This window comes from Candidatus Poriferisodalis sp. (genome assembly GCF_965208925.1).
Classification (GTDB): domain Bacteria; phylum Actinomycetota; class Acidimicrobiia; order Acidimicrobiales; family Poriferisodalaceae; genus Poriferisodalis.
In genome coordinates, this window is sequence record NZ_OZ242364.1 from 2,817,588 (window position 1) to 2,830,182 (window position 12,595).

At 67.3% G+C, this 12,595-nt stretch carries 9 protein-coding genes; 7 read left to right on the forward strand and 2 right to left on the reverse strand.

Annotation, left to right across the window (positions count from 1 at the left end):
• Positions 1-40: 40 nt before the first annotated feature.
• Genes ACOGI5_RS12395 through ACOGI5_RS12405 form a run of 3 tightly spaced genes read left to right on the forward strand, consistent with a single transcriptional unit; the run spans position 41 to position 2,695 of the window.
• Positions 41-1,738: an FAD-dependent thymidylate synthase gene (locus ACOGI5_RS12395; protein ID WP_419864717.1), complete on the forward strand. Its 1,698-nt coding sequence runs from the start codon at positions 41-43 to the stop codon at positions 1,736-1,738.
• Positions 1,739-1,778: 40 nt separating this feature from the next.
• Positions 1,779-2,291: an N-acetyltransferase family protein gene (locus ACOGI5_RS12400; protein WP_419864718.1), complete on the forward strand. Its 513-nt coding sequence runs from the start codon at positions 1,779-1,781 to the stop codon at positions 2,289-2,291.
• Complete coding sequence (locus ACOGI5_RS12405; protein WP_419864719.1) at positions 2,288-2,695, forward strand: NUDIX hydrolase; 408 nt, start codon at positions 2,288-2,290, stop codon at positions 2,693-2,695. Before ACOGI5_RS12400 ends, ACOGI5_RS12405 begins: the two co-directional genes overlap by 4 nt.
• On the opposite strand, the gene ACOGI5_RS12410 is transcribed toward ACOGI5_RS12405, so the two are convergent.
• Entirely contained in the window at positions 2,648-4,093 is a 1,446-nt protein-coding gene (locus ACOGI5_RS12410; RefSeq protein WP_419864720.1) for a hypothetical protein, read from the reverse strand. The genes ACOGI5_RS12405 and ACOGI5_RS12410 overlap by 48 nt on opposite strands.
• A 258-nt stretch (positions 4,094-4,351) precedes the next feature.
• Here ACOGI5_RS12410 and ACOGI5_RS12415 point away from each other — a divergent pair, with 258 nt between their 5' ends.
• Entirely contained in the window at positions 4,352-6,799 is a 2,448-nt protein-coding gene (locus ACOGI5_RS12415) for a DNA gyrase/topoisomerase IV subunit A (protein WP_419864721.1), read from the forward strand.
• 56 nt (positions 6,800-6,855) lie between these two features.
• Positions 6,856-8,943 carry a DNA gyrase/topoisomerase IV subunit B gene (locus ACOGI5_RS12420; RefSeq protein ID WP_419864722.1) on the forward strand — a complete coding sequence of 696 codons (2,088 nt, stop codon included), beginning with the start codon at positions 6,856-6,858 and terminating at the stop codon, positions 8,941-8,943.
• 157 nt (positions 8,944-9,100) lie between these two features.
• On the opposite strand, the gene ACOGI5_RS12425 is transcribed toward ACOGI5_RS12420, so the two are convergent.
• Positions 9,101-9,955, reverse strand: coding sequence for a hypothetical protein (locus ACOGI5_RS12425; protein ID WP_419864723.1), 855 nt, complete (start codon positions 9,953-9,955; stop codon positions 9,101-9,103).
• 177 nt (positions 9,956-10,132) lie between these two features.
• On the opposite strand from ACOGI5_RS12425, the gene ACOGI5_RS12430 reads away from it, so the two are divergent.
• Both ACOGI5_RS12430 and ACOGI5_RS12435 read left to right on the forward strand, forming a co-directional pair.
• Positions 10,133-11,869 carry an N-acyl-D-amino-acid deacylase family protein gene (locus tag ACOGI5_RS12430; RefSeq protein WP_419864724.1) on the forward strand — a complete coding sequence of 579 codons (1,737 nt, stop codon included), beginning with the start codon at positions 10,133-10,135 and terminating at the stop codon, positions 11,867-11,869.
• Positions 11,870-11,880: 11 nt separating this feature from the next.
• Positions 11,881-12,594, forward strand: a complete 714-nt coding sequence (locus ACOGI5_RS12435; protein WP_419864725.1) for a DsbA family protein — start codon at positions 11,881-11,883, stop codon at positions 12,592-12,594.
• Position 12,595: the final 1 nt, after the last annotated feature.

Below are 12,595 nucleotides of genomic sequence, written 5' to 3' on the forward strand. Positions count from 1 at the left end.
GTCCGCAGGATGCAGTCGTGCGGGCCATACCATCGGCGCAGTGTCCCCGCCGACCCGACCTGCCGGTGATCCGGCAGTCCACTACACCGCCGAGACGTTCACGCCTGCCGAACAGGACATCCTGCGGCGTTACGTGACGAACCTGCGCCAGCCGGTGTTTGCGCTCGTGAATCTGCCTGAAGTGGTGAAGGGCGCACTGTTCGCCCGCTATTCCAGGACGCACAAGAGCCTGCGGCGACTGCTGCTCGACGAGTTCGTGGACGACCTCGACATCTCCGGCGACGAGACCATCGACGCCACGGTCGGTGTCGCGCGGGCTGAGCAGCTCTACCAGCGAGTGTTCGTGGAATACGGCGACGACTCGGTGGCGCAGCTCGGGGCCGTGCACCTTGCCTGCGAGCAAGCCTCCAACCTGCTCACCAAGATCCTCGAACGAGGACGGCTGATGTCGTACCTCGAGCAGTCCACCCGCTACCTCGCCTACGACGAGCGCGTCCAGGGGCGCTACCGGTACCACCGGCCACCAGGGGTGATGGGCTCGCGTGCGGGGACGCGATTCGTCGGCGACGTGGATCGCATGTTCGACGCCTACGGCGACATGGTCCGCCGTATGACCGCCTGGCTCACCGAACATCCTGACGCCGCCGGAAGCACTGGGTCGTCGATCGCTGCCAAGGGCAGCACCGAGTCCTCTGTCGCCGCCAAGGGCGGCGACCTGGCCCGCCGGCGGGCTATCCGGGCGCAGGCATTCGACGCGGCCAGGGGCCTGCTGCCGTCGGCCAGCCTGTCCAACGTCGGCATCTTCGGCAGCGGGCAGGCCTACGAGGCGCTCCTGCTGCGGATGCGGGCGCACCCGTTGCCCGAGGCCCGCAGCTATGCCGACATGATGCTGACCGAGCTGCGCAAGGTCATCCCGTCGTTCCTGCGACGCGTGGACCAGCCCGACCGGGGCATCGTGTGGTCGGACTACCTCGAGGCCAACCGGCTAGCGATGTCGGAGTTTGCCGCGGACCTGTTCTCCGAGGACGAACCGGAGTCGGTACCCGAGGTTCTGCTGACCGATTGGGATCGGTCCGGCGAGGACAAGATGCTGACGGCCATGCTGTACCCGTACACGTCGCTGGGAGAACCGCAGATCGCCGCCCGGGTGGACCAGATGACCGAGGCCGAGCGCATGGAGCTGGTGGAGCGATACTGCGGAGAGCGGACGAACCGGCGTCACCGGCCGGGCCGGGCGCTGGAGCGCATCGACTACCGGTTCGACGTGCTCGCCGACTACGGCAGCTTCCGCGATCTCCAGCGCCACCGCCTGCTCACCATCGAATGGCAGCCGCTGGGCCCGCAGCACGGTTACTCCGTACCTGCGCTCGTGGATGCAGCCGGCGGGGGAGAGGCCTACGACGGGGTGATGGAGCTGTCGGCAGAGCTGTACGACGCGCTCACTGAGGCCGTAGGAGCGCTCGAGGCGTCGTACGCAGTGTCGATGGCCTACCGCGTGCGCTACAGCATGCAGTTCAACGCTCGTGAGGCCATGCACTTGATCGAGCTGCGATCGCAGCCGCAAGGCCACGATGACTACCGGCGGATCGTGACCGAGATGTACCGCCAGATTGCCGACAAGGCAGGACACCGGGCAGTGGCTGCGATGCTGACGCACGTGGATCTGTCCGAGGGCATCCTGGGACGCCTGGGCGCCGAGGAAGCCACGGCTCGACGGCGATCTGCCGAGCCCGCCTGAAGGCCGGGCCCCGTGAACCGCGCCTGATGGAATGCACGGCATGGACGTAGTGGCCCGCCCTGCTGGCAGCGAGCACGTGGGGGTGCTCGCGCAGATGGCGTCCGACGCCGTGGCCGAGCAGGTCGATGCGCGCGGCGGCTGGGTCTGGTCGCGCCGGGAGGTCCGCACGAGGCCGTTCGAGGACAGCCTTGCCGAGGCCCTCGAGCACCCTGACAGCGCGGTGTGGATCGGAGAGATAGACGGCGCGCCGGTGGGCTACGCCATCGCTGCCGTCGAGCCCTTGCAGACCGGCGAGATGCTGGGATGCGTCACCGACCTGTATGTGGCTCCCGGCGCCCGCGAGGTCAGCGTCGGGGAGGCGCTGATCGGCGAAGTGCTGCAGTGGTGCGCCGAGCGGGGCTGCGTGGGCGTCGACTCGATGGCACTTCCGGGCAACCGCGCCACCAAGAACTTCTTCGAGACGTTCGGTTTCACCGCTCGTTTGTTGGTGCTGCACCGAAAGCTGGCGCCTGGCATCGAGTCTCCAAGCGAGTCATCTCCCGGAACGCCGTGAGCGAGCCGGTGCCCGAAGTCTGCGTCGGCGGCGTTGCGGTGCGCGGCAGATCGGTGCTGCTGGTGCGCCGTGGCCGCCCGCCGGCGGAAGGGCTGTGGGCATTTCCCGGGGGGCGCGTCGAGCCCGGGGAGCGACTGAGCGATGCGGTGGAACGCGAGCTGGCCGAGGAGACCGGGCTGGCGGTGCGGTGCGGCGAACTGGTTGGCGTGACCGAGCACATCAGCGAGCAGCTGCATTTCGTGATCCTGGATTACGCCGTGGAGTGCTCAGCCGATGCGACGCCGGTCCCCGGCGACGACGCTGCCGATGCCCGTTTCGTGGGCTTCGACGAGATCAGGTCGGGTGCCGTCCCGCTGTCAGGCGGGATGCGTGACTTCCTCGACCGTCACGTCTTCGCCGTCTGAATCGCTGGCCTGTGCGTCGGCGGCTTCGATGTCGCTGCTCTCTTCGGATGTCTCCGCCGGATCGGCCTTGGATCTGCGAGCGCGGCCGCGCCGTGATTGGCTGCGCGGGCGCGCCTCGGCCGGGTCGATGCCGAGGGCAGCAGCCACCTCGGGCAGGCGAGACGCCACCTTGCGCACGGCTTCGAGCAGCTCGTCGGTCGGCTCGGCCGGAATGGCAGGCAGCACCACATAGGGCCGCACCGGGGAGTAAGCCACCGCTTCGAGCACGACGGCGATTCGCTGCTGGGAAGCTCCGGTGCCCAGCGCCGCATTGGCCTGCGACGTCAGCTCCTGCGCGATCTCGGGAGGAAGCGGTGCTCCCGCCTTGGGGGGGCGGGAGCTGAGGCGCAGCGCTCGCACGACACGCCCTTCGGTCAGTGTGGTCCGCAGTTCGTCGTGCCATTCACGCTGACTGCGCTCGACGCGTTCGTTGAGCCCTTCCCGGATCTTCTCGGCCAGCTCCCGTGCCTCTGGGTCGCGGGCATAGTCCTCGGCGGCCACAAGCACAGAGCGCAGGTCGCGCAGGTCGACTCGTTCGATGCCGGCTATGGCGGCATCAGCGCGATCGCGCCACTCCGCGATCTGCACCGGTCCGATCAGCGACTCCGCGAGCTGCAGTACACCCTCGGCGGGCACCTCGGGCGTACCGTCGGCTGCTGCCTTGCGATTCTGCTCGGTGATCTCGGCTCGAACGGCAGCCAGGCCGCCACGCACCACCTGCTCCGCCACGACTTGCTGCTCGGCCGGCAGCGAAGCGATGAGCGCATCTCGGTGCTTGCGACCAGGGCGGAGCTTGCGCACCTTGGGGCGCGGGGGACGTTCGGGTGTATCGGGCTTTTTCTGGGCCTCGGCACCTTGCGCCGGTCGCTTGCCGCCGTCGCGCCGACGACGGCCGTCGCCGTCACGTCGCTTGCGCTGCTGGGGCTTGTCCCCGCTGGAGTCAGCGGCGCCATCGCGGCTCCGACGCTCAGGTTGGCGCTTCCTCCGGGAACCTCGTGATTCCCGTTCGCCGCTGCGGCCACGACCTCGCTCTCCTCCGCCGCCGCTGCTCTTGCGGCCGTCACGACCACGGTTGACCCTGGTCGTGGTCGTTCCTGCACCGCGATCGGGCGGGCCGATCAGCTCGATGCGTTCGGCAGGGGGCTTGCCGCTACGGGCCTTGGGCGGAAGCACCTCGGTGACGAAGATGCCGTCGACCTCGAACTCGGCGTCCACGCGCAGCACATCGCCTTCGCCGGCGCCTGCTGGCAGCAAATCGCCATCGAGCACGCCTTTCGGCTGCTTTGCGCCTGCAGCGCGCCATGTCCACGAGCCGTCGTCACGCCGGCTGGTCAACTCGACTTCGAGGCGACGGCTCACGGCGCCTTCACCAACACTCGCGGCAGGCTAGTGGGGTGCCTTCGCTTTGGCGGCACCGCGACGGCGCGCAACGAGACATCCGCGAGCGCTCGATCTCCGGGGCAACCGGAAAGTTCCCTGAGGCGGGTTGACCAGCGTCGTACTCTCGAAAGCAGCCGCCGGGATGCGCCAATACGACTGCTGCAACCCGGCATTGCTGGCGCGCGCACACCCGCTCTCGCCCAGCGACTCCTCCAGTCCCTGAAAGGGCCTCCGACAATGGCCGGACCAACTGCACCGACGACGATCGCACGCGAGATCCACGAGATCGACGTCGCCGACGAGATGCGTGACTCGTTCATGCCGTACGCGTTGTCGGTCACGACGGCCCGGGCGATTCCCGACGTCCGTGACGGCCTCAAGCCGGTGCAGCGGCGGATCCTCTACGTGATGGACGATCTGGGGCTGCGGCCAGGCACTCCGTTCCGCAAGTCGGCTGGGGTCGTGGGCGAGGTGATGGGCAAGTACCACCCCCACGGCGATGGCGCCATCTACGAGGCGATGGTGCGCATGGGCCAGGACTTCGCCATGTCGGTGCCGCTGGTGGAACCGAAAGGGAACTTCGGCAGTCTCGACGACCCGCCTGCTGCCTACCGGTACACCGAGGCCCGACTGAGCCCAGCGGCCATGACGATGGTGACCGGCATCGACGAGAACACCGTCGACCTCGTGCCGAACTTCGACGGCGAGCGCCTCGAGCCCGAGTGCCTCCCGGCTCTGCTGCCGAACCTGCTGGTCAACGGCGCCAGTGGCATAGCGGTCGGGATGGCCACCAACATGGCCCCGCACAACCTGGCAGAGATCTGCGCAGCGCTGAAGCTGGTGCTGCGCCAGCGGCGTCCCAAGCCCACGACGGCTGAGCTGATGAGCCTCATTCCGGGCCCGGACTTCCCGGGGGGCGGGATCGTGATCGTCGATGACTCCCTGGCGGAGGCGTACGAGACGGGCCGCGGAACGGTCCGCATCCGGGCGAAAGCCCACATCGAGCCGCTGACTGCCCGCCGCGACGGAATCGTCGTGACCGAGCTGCCCTACATGGTCGGGCCCGAGCGCGTGCAGGCGAAGGTCCGAGAGTTGGTTTCGAATGGACGCCTCGAGGGCGTGGCGGCGGTGAACGACCTCTCGGACCGGACGCACGGCCTGCGACTGGTGATCGAAACCAAGCCAGGCGTCAATGCCCACGCAGTGCTCTCGGAGCTGTGGAGCCTGACCCCGCTGGAGGACACCTTCGGCATCAACAACGTGGCGCTCGTGGACGGGGTGCCCCGCCAGCTCGGCCTGCTGGCGCTGTGCGAGCACTACGTCGCGCACCGCCTCGAGGTCATCACCCGCCGGACGCAGTACCGGTTGGACCGTGCAGCCGAACGGGAGCACATCCTGGCGGGACTGCTGGTCGCGCTCGACAACATCGACCTGGTCATTTCGATCATCCGGGGCGCAGCCGACGTGGCGTCTGCACGAGCCGAGCTGATGGAGCGGCTGGACCTCTCGGAGATCCAGGCCAATCACATCTTGGACATGCAGCTGCGGCGGCTCACGGCACTCGAGACGCAGCGCCTGCGCGATGAGCTCGACGACGTGCGGGAGGCCATCGAGGGCTACCGCAAGATCTTGGCGTCCGACGCACGGCGGCGGACGATCGTCGAGCGGGAGCTGGACGAGCTGGTCGAGCAGTTCGCGGCGCCGCGCCGAACCGAGATCAGCCACCGCGACGACATCGTGACCCTCGCGGCCGCGATGGGGGAGGGGGGAGCAGACGGCACCCTCGATCTCGAACGCGACATTTCCTCCGATGAGCGCACCAGCCTCGTGACGCTGTCCACTTCGGGCTTGCTGGGCCGCCGCCATGAAGAGGACCCGCTGAACGCCAAACCGGGTCGCCACGACGTGCTGGTGGCCACAACGACGGCCTCAGATTTCGACGTAGTGCACCTGGTGACCGACCGGGGGAGGGTCTTGCGCACCGAGGTGCGGTCGATTCCCGAGATGCTGCGGGGAAGCCGCGGCGCACCAGTGCGGGAGATGTTCTCGCTGGCGCGCGGCGAGCAACCGGTTGCGCTGTTCGGTCATGCCGCCGCGCCGATCGCGCTCGTGACGCGTGCTGGCATAGCGAAGCGGCTCGACGCCGGTTCGCTGGCCTCGGTGCGCAGCGGCAATACCGTGATCTCGCTGAGCGACGGCGACCGGGTCATCGCCGCCTTCGATGCTCCCGACGGCTCGGAGATCGCTCTGGTCTCCACGACGGGACATGCGCTCCGATTCGGGGCAGAAGCGCTCACCGTGCGGGGCCCCGGCGCCGCCGGTGTCACCGGCATGAAGCTGCGACCCGGTGCCACTGTCCTGGCCGCCGCAGCAGTGTCGTTCGGGGCACTGGTGGTGCTGGTCACCGACGAGGGCGCTGCGAAGGTCACCGAGATTTCGGACGTGCCGTCGCGGGGACGGGGCACCGCAGGCTCGCCGACGGTGAAGCTGGCCGGCTTCGAGACGCAGATCGTCTACGGATGGGTAGGTCTCAACCGCCAGCTTGCGGCGGTCGTGGCCCCCCACGACGGCACCGGTTCACCCGATCCGGTGCCGCAGCGACCCGACATCTCGCCGACCCGGCGCAACGGGCCGGCCAAGCGGACGGCCCAGCGCATTTTGTCGTTGGGGGAGTACCGGTTCTGATGGCACCATCGGCGTCATCGACGACCCGCAGAACCTCGAAGGGACAGTCGCTCACGATGGCAGACGCCGCCGACCCCGATTCGGGCGAGACGTCGCCGCCCGCCGGCGGAGTGCCTCGCGAAGGTGCCTACGACGCGAGTTCCATTGAGGTGCTCGAAGGTCTCGAAGCGGTGCGCAAGCGCCCCGGCATGTACATCGGGGGCACCGGCTCGGGCGGCTTGACGCATCTGCTGTGGGAGATCATCGACAACGCGGTGGACGAGGCCGCCGCCGGACACGGCAAGCTGATCGAGATCACGCTGCATGGCGACGGCTCCTACGAGGTGGTCGACCGGGGCCGCGGCATCCCGATCGACATCAAACACGACAACACCACCGCCGTCGAGGTGGTGTTCACCGAGCTGCACGCCGGTGGCAAGTTCGGCAACGGCGCGTACGGTGCCTCAGGAGGACTGCACGGCGTCGGCGCCTCGGTGGTCAACGCGCTCTCAAGTCGGATGGAAGTCGACGTGCATCGCAAGGGCGCCACGCACCGCCTCGAATTCAAGAATCAAAGGGCCGGCCACACCGACAGCGCCGGCCGATTCCGCGAAAGCCACAAGCTCAAGCGGGTCGGGCGGGTGTCGTCGGGCCGCACCGGGACGCGTGTGCGGTTCTGGCCGGACGCCGAGATCTTCGACCCCGCTGCCGCTGTGGACTTCGACGAAGTGCGCGAGCGCATCACCCAGGTCTGCTTCCTGGTTCCCAAGGTCAAGATCAGCATCGCCGATCGCCGCCGGGAACCAGCGGTGGTCGAGGAGATCGTCTCCAGCGGCGGCTTGGGCGACTACGTCGAGGTGCTGTCCGGCAACGACGAGCCGGTGACCGGGCTGATCCGCCTGACCGGCGCGGAATCCTTCACCGAACGTGTACCGGTGGACGGCAAGCTGACCGACGTCGAGCGCCAGTGCGACGTGGAGATAGCGCTTCGCTGGACCCGCGCCTACGACACTCGCATCGTCGGCTTCGTGAACACTATTCCGACCCCTGAGGGTGGCACCCACATCGCCGGGTTCGAACGAGCGCTCACCACGGCGGTGAACTCTGCGCTGGCCGAGGTCGATCCTCGCAAGCTGCGACGCCTCAAGGACGACGCCCGGGCGCAGCGGGAGGACGCCCAGGAGGGCCTTGTGGCAGTGGTGCGGGCGACATTTGCCGAACCGCAGTTCCGGGGCCAGACCAAGCGGGAGCTGGGCACGCCGCAGGTGCAACGGATCGTGGCCAACGTCGTGCGCGAGGGGCTGCGGGCGTGGTTCGACGGCAGCCATCCCGGATCGCGCAAGACTCACGTACGGGCGCTGATCGACAAGCTGGCTGACGCCGTGGTGAACCGGGTGGAATCCCGGCGGGCGCTCGACCAGCGGCGCAAGGCGGCAGCACTGGGCACCAACGGCATGCCCGACAAGCTGGCTGACTGTCGGCTGCATCCTGAGGGCGAGCTGCTGATCGTGGAGGGCGATTCCGCAGCCGGCCCGGCGAAACGGGCTCGTGACAGCGCCTGGCAGGCAGTGCTGCCGCTGCGGGGCAAGGTGGTGAACGCCGGCAAGGGCACGTTGCGTTCGGTGCTCGACAATGCCGAGGCAACCGCCCTGTTCACTGCGCTGGGAGCGGGTTCTGGGCCCGATTTCGATGCGAACTCGTGCCGCTACGAGCGCGTGATACTGCTGGCCGACGCCGACGTTGACGGCAGCCACATTCGCTGCCTGGTGCTGACCCTCATGTATCACTACATGCGCCCCTTGCTGGAGGCCGGTCGGGTCTATGCGGCCCAGCCGCCGACGCACGCGTTCACCATCGGTGCCGACAAACGATTCGTCTATTCCGATGCCGAACGCGAGACACTCGTGGCCGAACTCGGCGCTGCCGGGCGTCGCTACCGGCTCACCAGGTTCAAGGGGCTCGGCGAGATGGACGACGACGAGCTGTTCGAGACCACGCTCAACCCCAACACCCGTGTCTTGCGAAGGATCGGCCTGGGCGAGGCACGAGCGGAGCAGTCCCGTGCAGCAGAAGCCTTCAAGGTGATGATGGGCTCAGAAGTGGAGCCCCGCCGCAAGTTCATCGTGAAGCACAGCCAGGCATACGGCCAAGCCCTCGACATCTAGTCCGGAGCGAGCCACCACTGGGGCTCGTGGCCAGTGCTGTGGTGGTTTCGAAACGCCGATAATAGACATTATGTCAAGTTAGTAGTTTCCTGGGCTGACTCGGTCGTGTACCGAATCGGGCGGCTCGGCTCCGACCCCGTTGCCCGGATGTCGGCTGCTACCCCGTCTTCTGCGTCGGACTCGGCGATTTGGCGGCGGCTTCGCAGGCCGGCGTGGCCCGGATCCTGTCGTTGAAACACCAGGGCTGCCATCCCCGGATGAGCCACATGTCGTGTGCCACCTGGAGATTGGTCTCTGATGTCAGCCACGCATCACATGGCGACGGTGGTCGATGACCCGTATGGCGGCCTTGTTCTTTGGCGATGAAACACCACTGGGCGGCCGGCGTGGCGGTCGTGGCGCCGTCGCAACGCAGTTCCGGTGCTGTGACACCGTCGGGCAGCCGCGTGACGTTGGGCAGCCGGTCGATCCCCTTTCCTGCCCAGCAGGTTGCGTTGAGTTGGAGCAGTCCCCAGTCATTGGTCACGGATACCAGGTGTTCAGTGCAGCGCGACTCTCGCCACATCAGCGCGAGGACGACGTCGGGGTCCCAGTCCCCCACGTCCTGTACTTGGGATCGGTAGCGGTCGCAGGCCAATGACACTCCTGGAGCCACCGTGCGACGGAACTGTTGGCTCGGTTCGACGAGCTGGTATGCGCTCGCAATGGGCGAGGCGGGCAGATTCGGATGCTCGGCAACAGTATTGGCCTCCACTCCCTCCCTCCGCGGCGACGCCGTCGGGAAACCGGCTTCGATGATGACCGGCGGCGCTGTCACCGGGCTGCGCAGAGCCCCCGAGGCTGCATGTGCTGATTTCAGCGGGCTGCGCTGCTCGGACGGCCTCATCGGCAACGTCGAGGGGCCTGCCTCCGGCGGACTGGCAGCAGCCAAGATCAAGGCACCGGTGGCTACTGCCGACACACAGACCATGGCCGCGGCAATGTGCTTGAGATGCTGTGAGAGAAAGAACATTGCCTCAGGGAGGGTCGGCAAACGAGGCGGGAGCCTATGATTCGACGTCCACAGAGAGGTGGCAGCGTCCCGGCAGGGCCGCAGCAGGACAGGTAGCGTGAGAAGACGGTTGCATGGGCACCTGGCCCGACTGCAACCGTCGCGATCAGATCACGCCGAGCAGCACGGGGGCATGCCATGAACGCTGAGTTCGACATCCACATCAAGGGCGGGACGGTCGTCGACGGCACTCGTGTGCCTCGCTACAAGGGCGATGTCTGGATCCGTGACGGCAAGGTGGCGCAGCTCGGCGGCCGCCCGCAGGGCACAGCCGAACGGGAGATCGACGCCACCGGCAAGATCGTGGCACCCGGCTTTGTCGACCTGCACACCCACTACGACGCCCAGATTCGCTGGGATCCGTGGTGCACCATCTCGGGCTACCACGGCGTGACCTCGGTGGTGCTCGGGAATTGTGGCTTCGGCTTCGCGCCGGTCAAGCCCGAGTTTCGCGACCGCTCCATGCTCACCATGACTCGTACCGAGGCGATCCCCTACGAGTCGATGAGACTGGGCATGGAATGGGACTGGGAGACCATCCCCGAGTACCTGGACTCGCTGGACCGTGCCCCCAAGGGGGTCAATGTCATCCAGTACATGCCCACGGCATCGCTGATGACGTACGTCATGGGCCTCGACAAGGCCAAGGCCGGCGAGCCGGCATCCGAAGCCGAGCGCAAGGAGATGGCCCGCCTCCTGCACGAGGGCATGGACGCCGGGCTCTGCGGCTTCTCCATCCAGCGCCTTGGCCCCGACAGCGTGCAGGCCGACTATGACGGCTCCCCCATGGTCACCGACATCATGTGCGACGAGGACATCCTGAACTTGGCGCGCGTGCTGGCGGAACGTGACGAGGGCTTCATTCAGATCACACAAGGCACCGGCGACATCCGCGCCGACATCAAGTTCCTCGAGGTGCTCGCGGCCGCAGCGCGGCGGCCGATCCTGCACAACGTGGTCGCACCTGCCCGCAAGGATCCCGAGGTGCATCGACGCCCGTTGCGCTGGATCGACAAGTGCTGGAACCAGGAGCTGCCGATCTATGCGCAATGCGGGACCGGGCGCGCCGGATTCGCCTTCACTCTCGAGCACTGGAACCTCTACGACGCCTCCCCCGCCTGGCGTGCCGTCACCACGGGCACTAAGGAGGAGAAGATCGAAAAGATGTCCGATCCCGAGCTGCGCAAGGCACTCGTGGACGAGGCCGAGGAGGCCGATCGTCGGCTGCAGGTCATTCAGGCAGGCGTGGGCGGCAATCCCAAGGGCCTGATCGTCCAGGGCGTCAACCGCCAGGCCGACATGCAGCAGTACGTCGGACGTTCGGTCGGCGATCTCGCCGAGGAACACGGCAAGCACCCCATCGAGGTCATGCTGGATCTGTCCCTGCAAGGCGACCTCAATGTGGAGTTCCTGGGTCCCGACAAGGGCTCGAACGCCGAGTTCATGGGCGAGATGATGCAGTCGCCGTACGCCATTCCCGGAGTCTCCGACGGCGGCGCGCACACCAAGTTCTTCAGCGGCGGCTCCTATACCACCGACTTCCTGACCTGGCTGGTGCGCGACGAGGGCACGGTGACGCTGGAGGAAGCGCATTACCGGCTCTCGGCATTGGCCGCCCACGCTGCCGGCTTCAAGGACCGAGGCACGCTGCGCGAGGGGGCCGCTGCCGACGTGGTGGTCTATGACATGGAAGAGCTCGAGATCGACCCGCCGTGGATCGGCAACGTCGAGCACGACCTGCCAGGCGGCGAATGGCGCCGGGTCCAGCGTGCCAAGGGCTACGACCAGATCATCGTCAACGGCGAGATCACCTTCGAGTCCGGCGAATGCACCGGCGCAACCCCGGGCCGCCTGCTGCGCCACGGCCGCGGCTGAGCGGGGATCTCATGACCATCACTCCTGAGACCTACGACGGCCCCACCGAGGTCGACTTCCACTTCGACGTGATGTGCCCGTGGGCATACCAGACCTCGCTGTGGATGCGCGATGTGCGCGACCAATTGGGGTTGACCGTGAACTGGAAGTTCTTCAGCCTCGAAGAGGTGAACTTGCGAGAAGGCAAGAAACATCCCTGGGAGCGCGACTGGAGCTACGGCTGGTCGATGATGCGCATCGGGGCGATCCTGCGGCGCGAGTCGATGGATCTGCTCGACAGGTGGTACGCGGCGTCGGGCGAGGCTCTTCATGTCGACGGCAACCGTCCCCACAATCCCGACGTGGCGCGGCACCTGCTCCAACAGATCGGCGCCGATCCCGGCATCGTCGAGATCTCCATCGACGACCAGAGCACCCACGACGAGATCAAAGCCGAGCACCAGCGGGTCATCGATTCGGGCGGATTCGGCGTGCCAACGCTGTACTTCGGCGACACGGCGATCTTCGGACCGGTGCTGCTCGACCCGCCCACCGGCGAAGCAGCGCTGCGCATGTGGGAACTCGTCATCGGCTGGCTGGAATTCCCGCACTTGTACGAGATCCAGCACATGCCGCGCAACGAGAAGAAAATCTTCGACACCTTCAGGCCGTACCTCGAAGCACGCGACTGGGTGAGCATCAACCGCGGCAAGGAAGTCGGCTTCGAGCCCGCGGCAGCGGACTGAC

What these genes read in the sequence shown, in the direction of transcription:
- ACOGI5_RS12400 (WP_419864718.1), top strand. Translation starts at nt 1,779, where the DNA reads ATGGACGTAGTGGCCCGCCCTGCTGGCAGCGAGCACGTGGGGGTGCTC.
- ACOGI5_RS12415 (WP_419864721.1), top strand. Translation starts at nt 4,352, where the DNA reads ATGGCCGGACCAACTGCACCGACGACGATCGCACGCGAGATCCACGAG.
- ACOGI5_RS12420 (WP_419864722.1), top strand. Translation starts at nt 6,856, where the DNA reads ATGGCAGACGCCGCCGACCCCGATTCGGGCGAGACGTCGCCGCCCGCC.
- ACOGI5_RS12425 (WP_419864723.1), bottom strand. Translation starts at nt 9,955, where the DNA reads ATGTTCTTTCTCTCACAGCATCTCAAGCACATTGCCGCGGCCATGGTC.
- ACOGI5_RS12430 (WP_419864724.1), top strand. Translation starts at nt 10,133, where the DNA reads ATGAACGCTGAGTTCGACATCCACATCAAGGGCGGGACGGTCGTCGAC.
- ACOGI5_RS12435 (WP_419864725.1), top strand. Translation starts at nt 11,881, where the DNA reads ATGACCATCACTCCTGAGACCTACGACGGCCCCACCGAGGTCGACTTC.